The organism is Dyella sp. (genome assembly GCF_035508675.1).
Classification (GTDB): Bacteria; Pseudomonadota; Gammaproteobacteria; order Xanthomonadales; family Rhodanobacteraceae; genus Dyella_B.
Map to the genome: position 1 here is coordinate 1 of NZ_DATJMN010000393.1, position 19,224 is coordinate 19,224.

Genomic DNA, 19,224 nt, shown 5'->3' on the forward strand with positions numbered 1-19,224 from the left:
CTCACATGACGGATTTGTTAACTTTCGCGAATCATGGCCTCATTAGTGAGCATGAGTTAGCGGATGCATTGACCATGCGTCCGTTATCAATGAGCGACAATCAAGCAGCACAGATGTCTGCGATGCAAACACGAAGAAGTAGGGTGAACAAGGTTACGCGTCCTGAGCTATCACATGAAAAATCAGTTGCACTCAAAGCTATCGATGATTTCATCAACGAGATCAAATCTTCGCAGTCGTAAAAATTAGTGCATGTAAGGGGCAACGCGCTGGAAAGCGTGACGTATAACCCAGCCGGCGATCGTCTCAGCAAGACCGGCTCGGGCCTCTATACGGGTGCCTACGGCTACAACCCGAATACGCATCAGCTGGTCAGCGTGGGCAATGCGGCGCTGACGGTCGATGCCAACGGCATCACCACGGCGATCAGCGGGGCCGGCAGCGTCTACGGCTTCGGGTACAACAACCGTAACCGCCTGACGGTGGCGCAGTTGGGCGGCAGCACCCTTGCCAACTACACCTACGATGCCCTGGGGCAGCGCATCCAGAAGATCGCCAACGGCCAAACGGAGAGCTACGTCTACAACGAAGCGGGGCAACTGCTCGCCGAATCTGGCGCCACCAACCGGGACTACATCTGGATGGACGGCATCCCGGTGGCCAATATCGATACGTCGAGTGGTAGTAGCACGATGACGTATGTCACAGCAGATCAGCTGGGTACGCCTCGTGCCATCGCTGACGCCAATGGCAACACCGTGTGGCAGCTTCCGTATCAGGGAAATCCGTGGGCAGAGCAGTCGCCGGTGAGTAACGGGTACACCTACAACTTGCGGTTTGCGGGTCAGTATGCGGATGCCGAAACGGGGCTGGTGCACAATGGTTTTCGCGACTATTGCCCGGGATGTGGGCGATATGTTCAGAGCGATCCTATCGGGTTGTTTGGCGGGCAGAGCAGCACGTATGCCTATGTGAGCAATTCTCCACTCACGGGTGTAGACCCTTCTGGATTGAACGGTATTTACTTGCTCAACCATCATGCTGTTCCAATTTCAGGAGGCACTTTCGGGGAAGGTGGCCATGCTGCCGTATTGGTAGGCAATGATCAGTCAGGGTGGACGTATTACTCGGAAAACGGAATTGTCGACGGCCAGCAAGATGTATCGGTAGTGAACTTTGCTACGCTCTCTGACTTTGACCAGATGTATGGCAGCGAATACCCAATGCAACTTGAGTTCCCGACGAATCCGGACCAAGACCAGGCCATGCGCAACTACGCCAACTCCAACCTTGATACACCATATAACGGAGTTGTTAATAACTGCGCTGATTTTGCGCTAGGCACACTGGAAGCCGGGGGCGTGAACTATGCTCCATCCTGGTCGGATGGTTTTATAAGTATTCCAAATACAGATTTCGAAAACTTAGCCAACAGCAACCCCAACACTTGGGCTCCAGATCCAAATTTTCCGGGAATGGGTAACCCAGGGACTTGGAAATACACTCCTCCACATTCAGGTGGCTCCCTTTCCCAATGAACAAGTTTCATGCATTCGTCTTTATCATCGGCACAACCTTCGTGCACCTAGCTTGTTGTGCAATCGTCGCGGGAAATTACATCGGCTGCAATGATCGGGTCGGTTGTGTTGGTATAGGTACCAAAGTCTTCGGATATATCCTTGGCTTCCCACTCAACCTAGTCTCCTGGATATGGCAAGCGCCGGATCAACCTATATCACGAGCAACAATGATTGGGGTGCTTGCAAATTCATTATTTGCCGCATGTATTCTTTGCTTCCTTGTAAACAGGGTGCTCAGAAGGCGTGAGAGCTAGATTTCATATAGCCAGCTTTGATCTATTGGGATTGATGTCAGACCCAACTGCCCCCTTCCTCCGATGCGGGTCTTACACCAGATCAGATAGGTGAAAAATCGCGCGATCGCAAGGAATACAAGTAAGCGTCCGGTCTACCCATCTAGATAGGGATAAAAAAGCGTGCCAGGCTGCCACTCCTTCAACGACGGAGAAGCCGCATGACGGAAGAAGTAACGCGCAAATCTTTTTGGCAAACCCACATCCAAGCCTACCGACGAGGCCTGGCTGTACTTGGCCGTGGTGCTGGACTTGTATTCGCGTCACGTGATCGGATGGTCGATGTCTGACCGGATGACCTCGTCGCTGGTCTGTCATGCACTACGCATGGCCATCTTTGCCAGGCATCGGTCGCACAGTTCGTAGGCTGGGATGAAATCTCAGCTTTTTACCGGCGCTCACTTCTATGACTGAGAAATGCATGCGTCGCGCGGTTTTAGTACCTATCAAACGAGATGACGCCAACTGCAACTTGGTGCAAAGCGCCGATGGCCTGGGCATCCAGCGCCAATTGGGCTACGACGCCTTGAATCGCCTGGCGCAGACCATCGACAACTACAACGGCACCGACAGCGCCACCCAGAACACCAAGACGGCGTATCAATACGACAACCTGGATCGCCTCACCCAGGTCACCGACCCCAGTAACCTCAACACCGCCTACAGCTACGGGTGGTTCGCAGGATGTCTTACCGGGGTATCCATACCCCACGATATGGAGCCCAGAAGATGTGCGTGACTATAGTCGCTCTATACAATCCGCTCTGGATGGCTCACCGCCATTGTGGTCTCTTCAGCATTGAGGCGTTTTCGACATGAACTCGGCGCTTGAAAAAAGTAAATCCATATTGTTCTTCTGTATGGCTTCGGCATGCTTGGTGAGTTGCCACTCGGGAAGCTCCAACGAGCAAGCCATTGGTCTCCAGCCACGAGATTGTTCGGAGATTGACTCGGCAGCACGTGACAGACTCGTATCAAACACATCGAAAGTCCAACTCGGCGACGGGGTGACGAGCGTTGAAGCTTTACTCGGGCATCCGGACAAAGAATGGCCATTAGGTAACAAGAAAGGTGATCGAACTATCGGAAAAGAAATCTATTACTTCACTAAGAAGTGCGGGGATCCGAATCGGGTCTTTGAGGAAGATCAGTTCGTGAATTTCTGGTTTGATTTAAACGGACGGCTAATATCAATCAGCACCCATGGAGTGAACGGGGTATCCAATAGGCCAAATCTTCAGCCAAGTGCACAGTGATTCTGCATGTATCAAGTTGTATTTCAGAGAGGTTTTTCTCCAATGGAAGCGTGCCAGTTATGCGATTACACAGAGGCATGCACTTACAAATCCAATCCTAGAGTCTCTTAATGATTGACGAATGCATGGTTTATTTTCATAAATTTGCTTTGTTCTTAGTGGTAGCCGTCCTAATGGCGATTAACTTGTATGCGCGAACGGGCGTCCCAATTACGTGGTCATACAAAGGGCACTTTCATCGTGAAAGCGCAGAGCACATTAGGGTCCTTTCACCAAGTAGCCAAAGTGATGATGTCCTAATTCCTGTAGAGGACGTCCACTCGCTCAAGGACACTGGGCAACGCGTACAGGTGGAATTGGTCAATGCCTATTGCGTGCCGTCATTTCGGGGCCTAGCTGATGACAACTTGCTTGTCATTCTTCTTGGAGGGGTGATAGTTGCCATCACCTGGATGCTTGATCGCGTCCGAGCCAAGCGATACGCGTTGCGTAGTGCCTAAGGGTGCTCTGAGTAATTCAGCATAGGCCACGGCGGTAGATTAAATCAGAGCATCTCCAAGAGAGGTTGTATATGTGCTTTCGTCATCTGTTGCTATTGCTTCTTGCATTAGCTTGTGTGGCGCCTGCGCTAGCCGCGGACGGCCAGGCGTTTTCCGAACAAGAGTTTGTACTAACGCCTGTGCAGGTAAAGAAGCTAACAAACGAGGCCTTGGATGGTTCTGGCAAAGCTGCTTTGCGCCTCTCAAGATTTTACTCAAACGTAGTGACGAATCTTGACGAGGCGATGAAGTGGGCAATCATAGGTGCCGAGAATGGCGACGCCAACTGTCAGTACACGGCATACGCATTCCTTGATAGAAGGATGTCATCTGAGGACAGAAGAAGGGCTATTTTTTGGCTTAAGAAGGCAGCGGATCAAGGTTACCAACCAGCCATAGAGCATATCCGCAATAGCCAATGAGTCAGATGTGCCAGTTAATGCCAATTATTGAAAGCTTGAAGGCCGAAGCCAAGCCCGATGCAGACGTTATCCATGCATTGAAACGGCATGGCGATCACGACCCCAACCTACGGGACGTGGATTTTATATTTCTTACGCCGGATGCTGAAAAGACCGCTGCCCTCTCCAGATTTATTAATGACCAGCGTTACGGCATTGCTAGCGCAGGGCAGTCGGATGCAGAACGCCGCGTGGCGAATTCAATTTAGAAGTGCATCACTCCAACCCCGGGAAGTAGCGCAGGTGCGGTAGCCTGCGCAGCTTCACCGCCAAGTGGAACTGCACATTGAGCTACACGCAATGCTCCGAACTTAAGGATGTTTCAGCCGCCAGAAATCCAAGCCCGTCATTCCGGCGAACGCCGGAATCCAGTGAAGAATGACGTGCGAAGCACACGACATAAAGGCTTCGTGTGCTTCGCACGACATATTTAAACTGGATTCCGGCGTTCGCCGGAATGACGAATTAGAGTTCCCGGCGATAGATGGCCCTTAAGTTCGGAACACTGGAGCTACACGCACCTGAGCCATCCAGGTTTTTCTGCGTATTCCGCCGATGTCGGCCAGGCATTCCGCGCCATGTCGGCCGTGAGGCTCGGCTTCGCCACCGATAAGCTCAGTGCTTGCCGGCACACGCCTTATGCCGGAAGCATTCCACCAGGTGATCGTTGACCATGCCGGTCGCCTGCATGAAGGCGTAGCAGATGGTGCTGCCGACGAAGCGGAAGCCGCGCTTTTTCATCGACTTGCTCATCTGGTCCGACAGCGGCGTGCTGGCCGGCACCTCGCTGCGGGTGCGCCAGGTGTTGCGTACCGGCTTGCCGTCGACGAAGGACCACAGGTAGGCGTCCAGGCTGCCGTGTTCGTCCATCACCGCCAGGGCCGCCTTGGCGTTGTCGCGTACAGAAGTGATTTTCAGGCGATTGCGGATCAGGCCCGGATCGAGCAGGAGTTTTTCCAGCTCGCGATCCTTCATTGCCGCGAGGCGGGCCATGTCGAAATCATGGAAGGCGCGGCGGTAATGCTCGCGCTTGTGCAATACGGTGCGCCACGACAAACCCGCCTGGGCGCCTTCCAGGCACAGGAATTCGAACAGCATCCGGTCGTCGTGCAGCGGCACGCCCCACTCGCTGTCGTGGTAGGCCTGCATCAGCTCGCCATCGGCTGCCCAATGGCAGCGTATACGCGTCGTCGCCACGGTATCCCCTTTTTGTATCCATCGAGGATGTGCAGGATACCGCCAAGTCAGTGCGCGATTTCCAGGCTGCAATGCGCTGCACCGGCCGATCTGCAGCTGAGATGCCTTGCGCGCAGCTTCTTGCCGGCTGCCATCGCCGCGCCCAGCAGGCCTTCCAGGTAGCCGCCGTAAAACCGGCAGCCGGAGCGGCCGCCCGGTGCGCACAAGGGGCAGTGATGGACGTGGATATGCACGCCACGCTGTTCGATCTGGGCAATTTGCTGCAGGGCCGGCACGGCGATGCGCCTGATCGCCTCGCCCAAGCTCAAGGGCGGGTGCGTGGCGTAATCGCGCTTGTATACCCATGCGCCGGCGCGCCGGCCGGCCAGGAACAGCGAAGGTTCGCGGGCGGGGGCGGCTACGTTGTTTTCCAATGCCATCAGTGCGGGATAGACGTTTGGAAAACTCTCCGCAAGCCGAGGCAGCATCTTTTCGACCTGCTCGATATCCGGCGCCACGATCATCGGCTCCGGCTCGACTGCCGGCGCTGTCGACCCCGATTTTGGCAGCACCGAAATGGCGCTCGCCGGATTGCAAAGCGCTGCTTCGAAGCTCAGTACGCGATGGTGCGAACCCAGCATCTCCTCCAGCGCAAAGCGTTGCTCGGAAGGACCACGCACCAGCATCGACAGCCACGCACCGCGCCCGTCCTGCGTAAGGCACTGGCGCAGCAATGCATAGCGATTGGCGGCAATGACTTGCCCAAGCTCCATCACCAGGCCCTCTCTCCGATCGGAGCGAACCTGGATTTCCAGCTCGATCATAGGCCCCCCCTGTTGCTCGATGCTGGTGACACGTTGCGCACGCAGGATGAGCGATTTTGGGGTTGCCGAGCGTGATTGGCATCAAGAATCCATGCGTGCACGTACGGCGCGCATGGCTCGCAGCGTTTTTCGTGCACGCGTTCGCAATCGTGGGTCATCAGTGACTCGCCGCGTGTACGCTCATGACAGACGCGTCTGGTTCTGGTTGCGCGAGCGTAGTTATCCGAAAACGGTAACGCAGTGCGCGATGGGCGCACTCACGCACCGGCTCGGTCTTTTACCAGGGCAAGGCATCGAGATCGACATTGCCACCGGTCAGCACCACGCCAACCCGGCGCCCGGCAAAATGCTCGCGCTGCCTGAGGATGGCCGCGAACACGGTTGCGCTCGACACTTCCACCGTCAGCTTGAGGGTTCGCCACAGCCATTTCATGGCGGCGACGGTTTCTTCGTCGCTGACTGTGATCACCTCTACGCGATGCTCGCGCAAAGCCAGCAGATTCGATTCGCCGATCAGCGCGCGCAAGCCATCGCACACGGTGTTCGGCACGAACTGTTCGATGCGTGCGCCTTGTGCCAGCGATTGCGCTGCATCGGCGGCGCCGGAGGGTTCGGCGCCATACATCTTGATTTCCGGTGCCAAGCCATGCGCGGCAATCGCACAGCCGGAGAGCAGACCGCCGCCGCCGACCGGCGTGATGATGGCGTCCAGCGTGCCGCTCTGCCGCAGCAGCTCCAGCACGACCGTGCCTTGCCCCGCCATCACGCGCGTATCGGCATACGGATGCACCATGACTGCGCCGGTGGTCCGCTGCACCTCGGCCGCGGCGGCTTCTCGTGCGGCCTGCGTCGCAGCGCAACGATGGAGCGTGGCGCCCGCCTGTTCGATCGCCTCCAGCTTGGCGCGAACGGCGCCTTCGGGCACTACCACGTGCGCCGCCATGCCGCGCGTCGCCGCCGCCAGCGCCAACGCATTGCCGTGGTTGCCGGACGAATGGGTGACGACCCCACAGCGGGCTTCGTCTTCCGTCAGCGACCATACGGCATTGCAGGCGCCGCGAAATTTGAAGGCGCCACCGCGTTGCAGGTTTTCGCATTTGAAGTGCAGTTCGGCGCCCGCCAAGGCATCCAGCGACGCATGGCGCAAGACCGGGGTCACCATCGCATGCGGCGCGATGCGCGCAGCCGCATCGTGGATCTCGTCGAAAGTCGGAACACGCACGCTCATGTGCGATCGATCTCCACGCCACAGCGGAATATGCGCTCGGCGCCCGCTTCCAGCCGAATGGCCTCGGCGCAGTCGGCGCGATTGAAAGCGTTGGACATGCTCTCCATCGGTTCCAGCGCAACCGCGCGACGCACGTCGCGGCTCACCGTATCGGCCGTGAACACCAGCACCACGCCGCGCTCCTGCCACATGCTGATACGCAGGCCGCTGGCCGGATCGCGCAACCGCGTGCGCACGCGACCGTCGGCGTCGGGCACGAGTGAGGCATACGCGTTGTCGATTTTGACGCTGCCGATTGGCCTGGGCTGGCGGAAGTCCAATTCTTTCGGCGCCTGCTCCAGCGGCAGGAAGGCTTCCGCGCCCGGCAGTGGAATCAGCTGGGGCGAGGTGCGTACCAGTTGCCTGGCAGGCACCTGCAGCTCCCACGTATCCAGTTCGCTGCCGTCGAAGCGGAAATAGGGATGCCAGCCGAAGAAGCACGGCGCGGGCTCGTCGCCGACGTTGCGCATGCTTACCGACAGCGACAGGCCGCTTGCATCCAGTGCGTAGGTAACGGCCAGGTCGATCGCGAAGGGATAACCAGGGAAGGCGCCGGGGCGAATGGCCGAGGTGCGGAACGTCATGCGCGCGCCGTGCGCATCGGCCTGCCGGCTGGCGATATCGAAATCCAGGCTCCGCACGAAACCGTGCCGTATGCCGCGTTGCGCGGCCACGCCGGGTTGCATGTCGTACGCCTTGCCGTCAAAGCTGTAGCGGGCGTCGGCGATGCGATTGGCGAACGGGGCCATGATCGCGGAACGCGCGCTGGGCGCGCGCTCCAGCTCGTCGGCATCGCGATAGCCATCGACCAAGGCGTGGGCGACGCCGTCGATCGTCTGTTCGAAGGACAGCAGATTCGCGCCGCGGCGAGCCACGCACACGCGGCGGCCATGCTGCGTGTCTTTCAGCACGAACAAGTCATGCACACCCCACTGGGTCGTTTCGAGGCTGAATCCGCTCATCCGCTTGTCCTGTCGCTCAAAGGGCCTCATGGTAGCCTGAGATATCTCTGCTCTTCATCGGTTCCCCCTACATGTCCCTCGTTCGCGAAGCCACTCCGATCCGCCTGCATGACTACCGCCCGCCCGCATGGTCGGTGGAGACCGTCGAACTGGATATCGACCTGGGGATCGACTCCACCGAGGTCCGCTCGCGCCTCACCTTGCACTGCGACCCGCAGCAGCCGGCGCCACTGCGGCTGGATGGCGAAGGGCTGGAGCTGCTTTCGATCTCGCTCGATGGCCGCACGCTGGAGGCGCACGAGTACCACTACGCGCAAGGCCTGCTGGAAGTGGATGGCGCCCGCGACGGCAGCGTGCTGGAAACGCATGTGCGCGTGCAGCCTGCCGCCAACACTACGCTGGAAGGCCTGTACCTGTCCGGCTCGCGCGAACATGGGTTTCTGTTGACGCAGTGTGAAGCCGAAGGCTTCCGGCATATCACGTTCTTCCCCGATCGCCCGGACGTGCTCGCGCGCTACGCGGTGACCTTGCGCGCCGATCGGCAGCGCTTTCCCGTACTGCTGGCGGGCGGCAATCCCGCCGGCAGCGGCGAGTTGCCGGATGGGCGCCACTGGGCGCGCTTCGTGGATCCGCACCCCCGGCCCTGCTATCTGTTCGCCCTGGTGGCGGGGCGCTTGGAAAGCATCCAGCGCGACTACATCACCGCCGATGGGCGCAAGGTGAAGCTGGTGATGTGGTCGGAGGCCAACGTGATCGATTGCTGCCACTACGCACTCGATGCGCTGGAGCGCTCGATGCGTTGGGACGAGCGCACCTACGGCCGCTGTTTCGACCTGGATGTGTTCCATGTGGTGGCCACGCACGATTTCAACATGGGCGCGATGGAGAACAAGGGGCTCAACATTTTCAACGCGAAGTACCTGCTGGCCGATCCAGACACCAGCACGGACGACGAATACCGCGCCGTCGAAGCGGTGGTGGCGCACGAGTATTTCCACAACTGGACCGGCAACCGCGTCACCTGCCGCGACTGGTTCCAGTTGTCGCTGAAGGAAGGGCTTACGGTGTTCCGCGAGCAGCAATTTTCCGCGGACATGAATTCGGCGGCATTGAAGCGCATTGAAGATGTCGGGTTGTTGCGGCGTACGCAATTTCCGGAAGATGCAGGCCCCTTGGCGCATCCCGTACGCCCCGCGGAATACCGTGAGATCAACAATTTCTACACCGCCACCGTTTACGAAAAAGGTTCGGAACTGGTGCGCATGATGGCCGGACGGCTGGGGCAGGAAGGTTTCCGCCGCGGCATGGACCTGTATTTCGAGCGGCACGATGGGCAGGCGGCGACCATCGAAGCGTTCCTTGCTGCGCTCGGCGATGCCAACCGCATCGATCTGAGCGCGTACCTCGCGTGGTATGCGCAGGCCGGCACGCCGCGCCTGCACGCCCAGGGCGAGTATGACGAGGCGCGGCGCGAATACACGCTTACGCTTTCGCAGCAGACGCGCCCCACGCCAGGCCAGGCGGAAAAAGTGTCGTTACCTATTCCGGTGAAGCTGTCGCTGTTCGATCGCAACGGCCAGATGCTGCCTTTGCATCTGGGCGGCGAAGCGCATGGTACCGAGAGTGTGATCGTGCTCAGCAAGCCGACGCAACGCTTTGTGTTCCAGCACGTTCCTTCAACACCGGTGCCGTCGCTGCTGCGCGGTTTTTCCGCACCGGTCGTGCTTGAGTGCGATTACGCGCCGGACGAGCTGGCCTTGCTGCTCATGCATGATGCGGACGGTTTCAATCGCTGGGAAGCCGGACAGCAATTGGCCATGCTGGCCTTCGATACCTTGCGTGAGGGCGAAGACTCCACCGCGAACAAGGCATGGCGACACGCCTTGGCCGCCTTGTTCGGGCAAGCCGCGATCGACGATGCCTTGCTGGCCGATCTACTGACCCCGCCGGGCGAAATCGAATTCGCCGACCGGCAGAGCGACGTGGACCCGGCGAAGATTCATGCGCAGCGCCAGCTCATGCAGCGCCAGCTGGCCGAAGAAATCGGCGCCGATACCTTGCTTGCACGCTATCGCGCACTCGCAGCGCCTACCGACGCACCGCAACTGGATGCCGCCAACCAGGCCAAGCGACGCCTCAAGCGCCGCGTGCTCGAATTGCTGGCGCTGGTCGACGCCGAGCGAGCCTATGCACTGGCAGCCAGGCAATACGACGGCGCATCAGGCATGACCGATCGCCTCGCTGCACTGAGCGTGCTGGTACGCCATCGCGCACCGCAAGCGGGAGCGGCGCTTGGGCATTTTCGCACGCGCTATGCAGACAGCCCGCTGGCGCTGGACAAATGGTTCACCGTGCAGGCGCAAATCCCAGGCGAACCTGCGCTAGCCATCATCAAGCAACTCGAAAACGATCCATCGTTCACGCTGAAAAATCCCAATCGCACCCGCTCCCTGCTGGGTGCATTCGCCAGCGGCAATCCGAGCGGATTCCACCGCGCGGACGGCGCGGCCTATCCCTTCCTTGCCGAACGCCTGGCGCAACTGGATGCACTCAATCCGCAAATTGCCGCACGCCTGGCCACCGCCTTCAATGGCTGGCAGCGATTGGAGCCGGCGCGCCGGCAGGCGGCACGGCAAGCCCTGGAAGGTTTGGCGCAACGCGAAGGACTGTCACCCAACTTGAGCGAGATCGTCGGCAACGTCTTGCAGCGCTGAAAACGCGAACGGCGACCCGAGGGTCGCCGTGGCGAGGCGGTGTTTGAACCTTCCCGTCAGACGGGCAGATGATCCAGTTCGCTGATCAGGTGGCTCATGCGCGATTCGAGGCGCGGGCGAAGCTGTTCTCGCTGCACTGGATCGCGTTCGACGAGGTGCTCCATCGCCATTTCCAGGCGACCGATTTCCACCATCAAGTCATGCCGCAAATAGACCGGTGCAAATTCACTGCTGTTGTCCATGACACGTCCCCTTTCTCTGCGTTGCACGGAATGCCGAGCAACAGACGTGCCATCGCGTGATGCAGTTCACATCTACATTTTGCCTTACATCACGCTGTGACCTTTTCTGTCAGCAGTTGCCGTTAGCCGACAGAAATTTGCGTTTCAGTCACTTGATATTCACACGCAAAGGGCGATGATCCCTTCCACGCCACGGGGGGTTGCGGTCGTTATCCGTCATTGCCCGTTTGGGCCACCAGTTTCTGGCGCCCGGCACTACGGTCATCCTGGATTCCCCCTGTTCCTGAGACCGCCGGGCGCCAGATCTCTCTTCCAGAGATCAAAAAAATAGACGGCGCCCCGAAAGGGCGCCGTCTCTGCTTCCTCACCCGGTACGCGAAAGGACCCCTGCCGTCCTATCTCAGCGCGCAAGTCGCGCGGCATCTGCCCGTGAAAGTGCGGTAGAGGTAATGCAGAAAGCATGCCAGTTTCGCGCAAGCCAGTAAGCCACCCCTGACGAGACCGGTTCGCAGTACCATAAACGCTTGTCTGTTCTTGCATTTATCCCTCCGATGCTTCACCCGACCTCCTACGACGTGATCGTGATCGGCGGCGGCCACGCCGGCACCGAAGCCGCCCTGGCCGCGGCGCGCTGCGGCGCGCGCACGCTGTTGCTGAGCCACAACATCGAAACGATCGGCCAGATGAGCTGCAACCCGGCCATCGGCGGCATCGGCAAAGGCCATTTGGTGAAGGAAATCGATGCCCTGGGCGGCGCCATGGCGCATGCCGCGGATCGCGCGGGGATCCAGTGGCGCACCCTCAACGCATCCAAGGGGCCCGCCGTACGCGCCACCCGCTGCCAGGCCGACCGGGTGCTGTACAAGGCCGCCATTCGCCGCATGGTGGAAACGCAACCGAACCTGGACCTGTTCCAGCAGGCGGTGGACGATCTGCTGATCGAGCAAGGCCGCGTGGTCGGCGTGGTGACGCAGATGGGCGTTTCCTTCCGCGCCCGGTCGGTGGTGCTCACGGCGGGCACCTTCCTCGCCGGCAAGATCCACATCGGCCCGGCCCAGTACGCCGGCGGCCGTGCCGGCGATCCGCCGGCCACCACGCTGGCGGCGCGTCTACGCGAACTGCCGGTGGCGGCCGACCGCCTGAAAACCGGAACGCCGCCGCGCATCGACCTGCGCAGCATCGATTTCAGCGGCCTGGAGGAACAGCCGGGCGACGATCCTGCGCCGGTATTCTCTTACCTGGGCGCGCGCGATGACCACCCGCGCCAGGTGAGTTGCTGGATCACCCATACCAGCGCCCGCACGCACGAGATCATCCACGCTGCGCTCGATCGCTCGCCGCTGTACACCGGCCAGATCGAAGGCGTGGGGCCGCGCTACTGTCCCTCCATCGAAGACAAAGTGGTGCGCTTTGCCGACAAGGGCTCGCACCAGATCTTCATCGAGCCGGAAGGCCTGGACAGCTTCGAGATCTATCCCAACGGCATCTCCACCTCGTTGCCGTTCGACGTGCAGCTGGCGCTGGTGCATTCGATCAAGGGCTTCGAACGCGCGCATATCACGCGCCCCGGCTACGCGATCGAATACGACTACTTCGATCCGCGCGGCCTGCATCCGTGGCTGGAAACCAAGGCCATTCCCGGCCTGTATTTTGCGGGCCAGATCAATGGCACCACCGGCTACGAGGAAGCCGCCGCACAAGGGCTGATTGCCGGCCTCAATGTCGCGCTGGCGGTGCACGGCAAGGCGCCGTGGTATCCGCGCCGCGACGAAGCGTACATCGGCGTGCTGATCGACGACCTCACCAGCAACGGCACCATCGAGCCCTACCGCATGTTCACCTCACGCGCGGAATACCGCCTGCATCTGCGCGAGGACAACGCCGATCTGCGCCTGACGGAAACCGGCCATGCGCTGGGCGTCGTGCCGCCGGCACGCTTTGACGCATTGCGCAGCAAGCGCGAAGCGGTGGAACGTGAAACCCAGCGCCTGGCTGCCTTGTGGGCGGCGCCGAACAACACCCTGGGTGCAGCCATCGAACGCCAGTTGGGCATTGCGGTAAGCCGCGAAACCAATGCGCTGGATTTGTTGCGCCGGCCCGAACTCGACTACACCAGGCTGGCGCGCGTGCCCGAGCTGGGGCCTATGGTCGAGCGCGAGGACGTTGCGGCGCAGGTCGAAGTCCAGGCGAAGTACGCCGGCTATCTTGAGCGCCAGCGCGAAGAAATCGAACGCCAGCGCCGCCACGAAAACACCACCATTCCCGCCAGTTTCGATTACGACAAGGTGCGCGGGCTATCAGCGGAAGTATTGTTGAAACTCAAGCGCAGCATGCCGGCCACCATCGGCCAGGCGGCGCGCATCAGCGGCGTCACGCCGGCCGCCATTTCGTTGCTGCTGGTGCATCTGAAACGCCGCGACGCTGCCTGATCGCCACGCCCTCCCTGCTCACGATCCCTTGCAGACGCATGGCATCATGCGTCTCTATTCATCGAGGAACACCCTATGGAAGTCTGGATCGGTCGCAACGGCGAACGCCACGGCCCGTATCAGGAAGAACAGGTGAAAGAGTGGCTGCGCAGCGGTCAACTCAGCCCCGACGACCTCGCCTGGTATGACGGCCTGGCGGACTGGCGGCCGCTATCGCTGCTGTTTCCGCAGGACAAGCCAGCCCCTGCTCCCAATCCATACGGACCGCCACCGCTGCAGCAGACACCGCAGACGAGTAGCGCCACGGCCTTTGATTACGCCGGCTTCTGGCAACGCTTCGGCGCCTGGGTGATCGATCTGATCATCCTGATGATTCCGTCCATGCTGGTCACCTACGCACTCGGCGGACTGGAAGCGTACAAGCACCTGCTCGACCAGATTCAAAGCGGCGCCGACATGGCCATGGCCGTGCGTGATTACGCCAAGGCGACGGAAGGCGCCAGCGTGGCGTCGCTGGCTATCACCTTCCTTTACTACATGTTTTTCGAGGCATCCAAGCTGCAGGCTACACCGGGCAAGCTGGCGTTGCGTTTGCGCGTGACCGATGCGCAAGGGCAACGCATCACGCTCGGGCGCTCGGCCGCGCGCAATATCGTGAGGCTGCTCGGTGCGGTGTTCGGCTTGATTCCGATCGTCTGCTATCTCGCCATCGCCTGGACGCAGCGCAAGCAGGGGCTGCACGATCTCTGGGCCGGCACCTTCGTGCTAAACGGCAGCGCGCAAGAACAGCCACCGCGCCGATCAAACGGCGAGCACGGCCACTTCAACGCCTGATCGATCCCATAAACACGGCGCCGCCTTCTGGGCGTGCGCCGTTTTTTTTGTCATGCTCGCAAACCGGCAACGCATGACACGCTTGCAAAACGCGTTTCCCGCACTACCAAACCCCAGGAATGACGTTCAGCCCCATGCACAGTATCGAACAACGCATCGCCCAGGACATCGCCGCCAAATCCGAACAGGTACGCGCCGCCGTGGAATTGCTCGATGGCGGCGCCACCGTGCCGTTCATCGCACGCTACCGCAAGGAAGTCACCGGCGGCCTCGACGATACGCAATTGCGCACGCTCGAAGAGCGCCTGCGCTACCTGCGCGAACTGGAGGATCGTCGCGCAACGATCCTGGCCAGTGTCGAAGAGCAAGGCAAGCTCACTGACGCGCTGAAGCGTGACATTCTCGACGCAGACACCAAGGCACGCCTGGAAGACCTTTACCTGCCGTACAAGCCCAAGCGCCGCACCAAGGCGCAGACCGCACGCGAAGCCGGCCTGGAGCCACTTGCGCTCGGCCTGCGCGAAGATCCGACCCGCTCGCCGGAAGCCTTCGCCGAATCATTTGTCGACGCGGAAAAAGGCGTGCCGGACGTGCGCGCGGCACTCGATGGTGCGCGCGCCATTTTGATGGAAGGTATCGCCGAAGACGCCCAGTTGCTGGGCGAGTTGCGCGACTGGTTGTGGGACAAAGGCCAGATCCGCGCCAAGGTGGTCGAAGGCAAGGAAAACGAAGGCGCGAAATTCCGCGACTATTTCGATCATATGGAATCGATTGGCAAGATTCCTTCACACCGTCTGCTGGCGCTGATGCGTGCGCGCAACGAAGGCGTGATCGAGCTGGAACTGCTGCCCTCGACAGAGGCCGAACAAGGCCACCTGGAAGCCGAAGGGCGTGTCGCGTCGCATGCCGGCATCATCGATCGCGGACGTCCCGCCGACGCGTGGCTGCGCGAAACCGTGCGCATGACCTGGCGCGTGAAATTGCATCTGCATCTCACGCTGGATCTGTTCGGCCGCGTGCGCGAAACGGCCGAAGACGAAGCCATCCGCGTGTTCGGCGACAACCTCAAGGATCTGCTGCTGGCGGCGCCGGCCGGCGCCAAGACGGTGATGGGCCTGGACCCGGGCATCCGTACCGGCGTAAAGGTGGCAGTGGTGGACGCCACCGGCAAGCTGCTGGCCACCGACACCGTCTATCCGCATGAGCCGCGCAATCAGTGGGACCAGTCGATTGCGCGCCTGGCCGTGCTGAGCAAACAACATGGCGTGAACCTGATCGCCATCGGTAACGGCACGGCGTCACGCGAAACCGACAAGCTCGCCGGCGAGTTGATGAAGAAGCACGCCGACCTGAAGCTGGCCAAGATCGTGGTGAGCGAAGCCGGTGCATCGGTGTATTCGGCTTCGGAAACGGCGGCCAAGGAATTTCCGGACCTCGACGTGAGCCTGCGTGGCGCGGTATCCATCGCACGCCGCCTGCAGGACCCGCTGGCGGAACTGGTGAAGATCGAGCCCAAGGCGATCGGCGTAGGCCAATACCAGCACGACGTGAACCAGGTGAAGCTGGCACGCGCGCTGGATGCGAAAGTGGAAGACTGCGTGAACGCCGTCGGCGTGGACGTGAATACCGCATCGGCCGCCTTGCTGGCACGCGTGGCCGGCCTTACCCCGAGCGTGGCCGAGAACGTGGTGAAACATCGCGACGCCCATGGCCCGTTTGCGAATCGCAAGGCCCTGTTGAAGGTACCGCGCCTGGGCGACAAGGCATTCGAGCAGTGCGCAGGCTTTTTGCGCGTGCCCAACGGCGACAACCCGCTGGATGCGAGCGCGGTACACCCCGAGGCCTACCCGGTGGTGGAGCGCATCATTGCGCAATGTGGCCGCGAAGTGAAAAGCGTCGTCGGCGACATCACGTTCCTGCGCGGATTGAAGCCTGAGCAGTACACGGACGAGCGCTTCGGCGTTCCGACCGTGCGCGACATTCTCAAGGAACTGGAAAAGCCCGGCCGCGATCCCCGCCCGGAATTCGTGGCGCCCAGCTTTGCCGAAGGCGTGGAGGACCTCAAGGATCTCAAGACCGGCATGATTCTCGAAGGCCGCGTCACCAACGTGGCCGCCTTCGGCGCCTTCGTCGATATCGGCGTGCATCAGGACGGGCTGGTACATGTCTCGGCGTTGTCGCACAACTTCGTGAAAGACCCACGCGATGCGGTGAAAGCCGGCGATATCGTGAAAGTGAAGGTGATGGACGTGGACATCGCCCGTCAACGCATCGCCCTGTCGATGCGCCTGGATGATGAACCTGGCCAGCAGGCACGCGGCGGGCGTCCCGCCGGGGGCGAAGCGCGTGGCGGCCGGGACGGCCGCGGGGCGCGTCCAGGCTCCTCGCCGGCAGCTAAACCGGCTGCCGCGCCCGCCAACAGTGCTTTTGCGGATGCGCTTTCACGCGCCCTGAAGCGCTGACACGTAGACACATCGCGACCTCCACAGGGCGTCCGCGAGCCGGCGGAGTTCCTCATACGGCAGCGCAGCATGCGCTGCCGTATGGCATGCATTACCGTAACGCTCCGATAACAAACAAACGCAGGAGCACCCACACATGTTCCATCCTCGAAAGATCGCTGGCGCCGTGGCGCTGGCCCTCGGCGTGGTTGGCGCCGTTCACGCTACCGGCAACCCTCATTCCACGTTCGACAGCGTGGTGGTGTTTGGCGACAGCCTGAGCGATGCGGGCAATATTTCGCTGGCAACGAATCCAAGCATCCAGCCGCCGCTGAAGTTCACGACCAACCCTGGCAATGTGACGATCCAGAACGTAGCCGCCGGCCTCGGCTATTCGCTGACCGCCTCGCTGGCCGGCGGCACCGACTATGCCTGGGGTGGCGCAGGCATCAGCAACAATTCGCCGGGCACCCCCTCTACGGTGCCGACCATCACCAGCCAGGTGACCAGTTATCTGGCCGGCAACAGTGTGAATCCGCGTGCGCTGTATGCCATGTGGGGCGGCGCCAACGATATCTTCAACGCCGCCACCTCGGTGGCCGCCGCATCGACCGCACAGCAGCTGATTGCGCAGACGGTGGCTGAGCAAGCTTCGCTGGCCGTTGCCGGCGGCCTGATCCCGAACAATGCAGCTGCAATCGCCGCGTTCGAGGCGCAGATCACGCCCACCGTCACGGCGCAGGTAAATGCCCAGGTGGCGGCGGCAGCAGGCGTGTCTTCACTGCAAACCTCTGCCCAGGCACAAACCACCGTTGCCGCCGCCGGCCAGCAGGAAGTGAAGTTGATCGGCGCCCTGCAGGCCGCTGGCGCGAAAAATATCGTGGTGTTCAACCTGCCCAATATCGGCCTGACTCCCGAAGCGCTGGAGCAAGGCGCCTCGGCAGCCTCGTCGCTGACAGCGCTCAGCGTCATCTACAACAGCCAGCTCAATGCGGGCCTGGGTCAATTGGGCAAGGGCATCATTCCGGTGAATACCTTTGCGCTGCTCAACCAGGTAGTGGCAAACCCCGCCGCGTACGGCTTTACCAATGTCACCACGCCGGCATGCGGCGTGGGCTCGAGTTCGGTAGCGTGCGGCCCGCAGGGTTCCGGCCTGCCGTATACCTATGCAGCAGGCACCAACCAGTCTTACCTGTTTGCCGATGGCGTGCATCCCACCACGGGAGCCGATGTGCTGCTTTCGCAGGTGGTGCTATCCGAACTGGCCGCGCCGCAACAGATCTCCTTGTTGCAAGAAGCACCGCTTGCTGCCGTGACGACGCAGACGTCGGTGGTGCGCAATCAGATGATGGCTGACAGCTTCGGCAGCCCCACGCGCGCCTTTGCCAACATCAGCTATTCGAACCAGCAGTTTGATCAGCGTGCCGGCGCGCCCAAGACCACCAGCAACAACGTCGACCTCACCGTTGGTGCCGACATCCACGCCACGGATGAGATCTCTGCCGGCGCCGCGCTGGGTGTCGGCGAACACTATGCCGACGTCAGCGGCGGTGGCGGCTACGATCTGCAGGCAATCACCGGCCTCGGCTATCTGACCTGGCACACCGGCGGCGCATATGCCGGCGTATATGGCGATTTCGGCCAGGCCAGCTATACCAACATCAACCGCGTTTTCATGATCGGCGACGATCGCACGCACGAAAACGGCAAGACCGATGGTTCGTACGTCGGCTTGGGCCTGCACGGCGGCTACTGGTTCGACGTCGGCAGCCTGAAGACCGGCCCGTTCGCGAACTTCGAATATCAGAACATCAAGATCAATGGCTACAACGAAAGCGGCAATGACGCGACGGCGATGTGGTTCGGCCGCCAGCAGCGCAACGCCTTGATCAGTACCCTGGGGTGGCGCCTGCAGGGCCACTGGCAGTACGACAGCATGGACCTGGGCCCCTACGTTGAGCTGGGCTGGAATCACGATAGCCGCGCCAGCACGGACATGGTCACTGCCGGGCTCAACAGCATGAACGGCAGCTTCGAGATGGCCGGCTTCACGCCGGACAAGAACTGGGGCTCGGCCAATGTGGGCCTGACTGCGCAGATCACGCCGAACCTTTCCGGCTGGATCGCATACAACGGTCACTTCGCCGACAACAGCCAGCGCTTCAATGGCGTCAACCTGGGCATGAAGTTCGGCTTCTGAGCCGAA

Annotated in this window: 16 protein-coding genes and 1 pseudogene; 12 read left to right on the plus strand and 5 right to left on the minus strand. The window is 60.9% G+C overall.

Translation table 11 applies throughout. The annotated features are described in order from the left end of the window. The 7 genes and pseudogenes from VMA74_RS20855 to VMA74_RS20885 all read left to right on the plus strand — a co-directional run. Positions 1–242: hypothetical protein (locus tag VMA74_RS20855; protein WP_325370523.1), on the plus strand; the 242-nt coding region annotated here is incomplete at its 5' end. A 36-nt stretch (positions 243–278) separates the two neighbouring features. After that, positions 279–1,538, plus strand: coding sequence for an RHS repeat-associated core domain-containing protein (locus VMA74_RS20860; protein WP_325370525.1), 1,260 nt, complete (start codon positions 279–281; stop codon positions 1,536–1,538). 548 nt (positions 1,539–2,086) lie between these two features. Beyond that, positions 2,087–2,218: pseudogene (locus tag VMA74_RS20865) on the plus strand (DDE-type integrase/transposase/recombinase); the annotation flags it as partial. Between the two features lie 76 nt (positions 2,219–2,294). Further along, complete coding sequence (locus VMA74_RS20870; protein WP_325370527.1) at positions 2,295–2,612, plus strand: RHS repeat domain-containing protein; 318 nt, start codon at positions 2,295–2,297, stop codon at positions 2,610–2,612. Between the two features lie 76 nt (positions 2,613–2,688). Further along, complete coding sequence (locus VMA74_RS20875) at positions 2,689–3,129, plus strand: hypothetical protein (RefSeq protein WP_325370529.1); 441 nt, start codon at positions 2,689–2,691, stop codon at positions 3,127–3,129. 571 nt (positions 3,130–3,700) lie between these two features. After that, positions 3,701–4,090, plus strand: coding sequence for a hypothetical protein (locus VMA74_RS20880; protein WP_325370531.1), 390 nt, complete (start codon positions 3,701–3,703; stop codon positions 4,088–4,090). Next, positions 4,087–4,338 (plus strand): hypothetical protein, encoded by a 252-nt coding sequence (locus VMA74_RS20885; RefSeq protein ID WP_325370533.1) that lies wholly within the window; start codon positions 4,087–4,089, stop codon positions 4,336–4,338. Before VMA74_RS20880 ends, VMA74_RS20885 begins: the two co-directional genes overlap by 4 nt. A 406-nt stretch (positions 4,339–4,744) precedes the next feature. Here VMA74_RS20885 and VMA74_RS20890 read toward each other — a convergent pair whose 3' ends face one another. The 4 genes from VMA74_RS20890 to VMA74_RS20905 form a co-directional block, all read right to left on the minus strand. Then, the gene (locus tag VMA74_RS20890; RefSeq protein WP_325370535.1) at positions 4,745–5,326 is read right to left on the minus strand and encodes a DNA-3-methyladenine glycosylase I; all 582 of its coding nucleotides are present in this window, start codon (positions 5,324–5,326) and stop codon (positions 4,745–4,747) included. Between the two features lie 47 nt (positions 5,327–5,373). Further along, positions 5,374–6,129, minus strand: coding sequence for a 4-vinyl reductase (locus tag VMA74_RS20895; protein WP_325370537.1), 756 nt, complete (start codon positions 6,127–6,129; stop codon positions 5,374–5,376). Between the two features lie 277 nt (positions 6,130–6,406). Beyond that, on the minus strand, positions 6,407–7,357 hold the full coding sequence (locus tag VMA74_RS20900; RefSeq protein ID WP_325370538.1) for a pyridoxal-phosphate dependent enzyme: 951 nt from the start codon (positions 7,355–7,357) through the stop codon (positions 6,407–6,409). Further along, on the minus strand, positions 7,354–8,358 hold the full coding sequence (locus VMA74_RS20905) for an aldose epimerase (RefSeq protein ID WP_325370540.1): 1,005 nt from the start codon (positions 8,356–8,358) through the stop codon (positions 7,354–7,356). The genes VMA74_RS20900 and VMA74_RS20905 overlap by 4 nt, the downstream gene beginning before the upstream one ends. Before the next feature lie 71 nt (positions 8,359–8,429). Between VMA74_RS20905 and pepN the strand changes: the two genes are divergently transcribed. Continuing rightward, the gene (pepN, locus tag VMA74_RS20910; protein WP_325370543.1) at positions 8,430–11,072 is read left to right on the plus strand and encodes an aminopeptidase N; all 2,643 of its coding nucleotides are present in this window, start codon (positions 8,430–8,432) and stop codon (positions 11,070–11,072) included. 56 nt (positions 11,073–11,128) lie between these two features. Here pepN and VMA74_RS20915 read toward each other — a convergent pair whose 3' ends face one another. Beyond that, entirely contained in the window at positions 11,129–11,314 is a 186-nt protein-coding gene (locus VMA74_RS20915; RefSeq protein WP_325370545.1) for a hypothetical protein, read from the minus strand. 551 nt (positions 11,315–11,865) lie between these two features. Here VMA74_RS20915 and mnmG point away from each other — a divergent pair. The 4 genes from mnmG (at position 11,866) to VMA74_RS20935 (ending at position 19,218) form a co-directional block, all read left to right on the plus strand. After that, positions 11,866–13,743, plus strand: a complete 1,878-nt coding sequence (gene mnmG / locus VMA74_RS20920) for a tRNA uridine-5-carboxymethylaminomethyl(34) synthesis enzyme MnmG (RefSeq protein ID WP_325370547.1) — start codon at positions 11,866–11,868, stop codon at positions 13,741–13,743. A gap of 75 nt (positions 13,744–13,818) precedes the next feature. Further along, a complete protein-coding gene (locus VMA74_RS20925; protein WP_325370549.1) occupies positions 13,819–14,577 on the plus strand; it encodes an RDD family protein in 759 nt (252 codons plus the stop codon). A 134-nt stretch (positions 14,578–14,711) separates the two neighbouring features. Further along, a complete protein-coding gene (locus tag VMA74_RS20930) occupies positions 14,712–17,039 on the plus strand; it encodes a Tex family protein (protein ID WP_325370551.1) in 2,328 nt (775 codons plus the stop codon). A 136-nt stretch (positions 17,040–17,175) separates the two neighbouring features. After that, entirely contained in the window at positions 17,176–19,218 is a 2,043-nt protein-coding gene (locus VMA74_RS20935) for an autotransporter outer membrane beta-barrel domain-containing protein (protein WP_325370553.1), read from the plus strand. Positions 19,219–19,224: the final 6 nt, after the last annotated feature.

Coding starts and splice junctions, on each gene's coding strand:
- VMA74_RS20870 (WP_325370527.1), top strand. CDS start 2,295: ATGCGTCGCGCGGTTTTAGTACCTATCAAACGAGATGACGCCAACTGC.
- VMA74_RS20875 (WP_325370529.1), top strand. CDS start 2,689: ATGAACTCGGCGCTTGAAAAAAGTAAATCCATATTGTTCTTCTGTATG.
- VMA74_RS20880 (WP_325370531.1), top strand. CDS start 3,701: ATGTGCTTTCGTCATCTGTTGCTATTGCTTCTTGCATTAGCTTGTGTG.
- VMA74_RS20885 (WP_325370533.1), top strand. CDS start 4,087: ATGAGTCAGATGTGCCAGTTAATGCCAATTATTGAAAGCTTGAAGGCC.
- VMA74_RS20895 (WP_325370537.1), bottom strand. CDS start 6,129: ATGATCGAGCTGGAAATCCAGGTTCGCTCCGATCGGAGAGAGGGCCTG.
- VMA74_RS20900 (WP_325370538.1), bottom strand. CDS start 7,357: ATGAGCGTGCGTGTTCCGACTTTCGACGAGATCCACGATGCGGCTGCG.
- VMA74_RS20905 (WP_325370540.1), bottom strand. CDS start 8,358: ATGAGCGGATTCAGCCTCGAAACGACCCAGTGGGGTGTGCATGACTTG.
- pepN (WP_325370543.1), top strand. CDS start 8,430: ATGTCCCTCGTTCGCGAAGCCACTCCGATCCGCCTGCATGACTACCGC.
- VMA74_RS20915 (WP_325370545.1), bottom strand. CDS start 11,314: ATGGACAACAGCAGTGAATTTGCACCGGTCTATTTGCGGCATGACTTG.
- mnmG (WP_325370547.1), top strand. CDS start 11,866: ATGCTTCACCCGACCTCCTACGACGTGATCGTGATCGGCGGCGGCCAC.
- VMA74_RS20925 (WP_325370549.1), top strand. CDS start 13,819: ATGGAAGTCTGGATCGGTCGCAACGGCGAACGCCACGGCCCGTATCAG.
- VMA74_RS20930 (WP_325370551.1), top strand. CDS start 14,712: ATGCACAGTATCGAACAACGCATCGCCCAGGACATCGCCGCCAAATCC.
- VMA74_RS20935 (WP_325370553.1), top strand. CDS start 17,176: ATGTTCCATCCTCGAAAGATCGCTGGCGCCGTGGCGCTGGCCCTCGGC.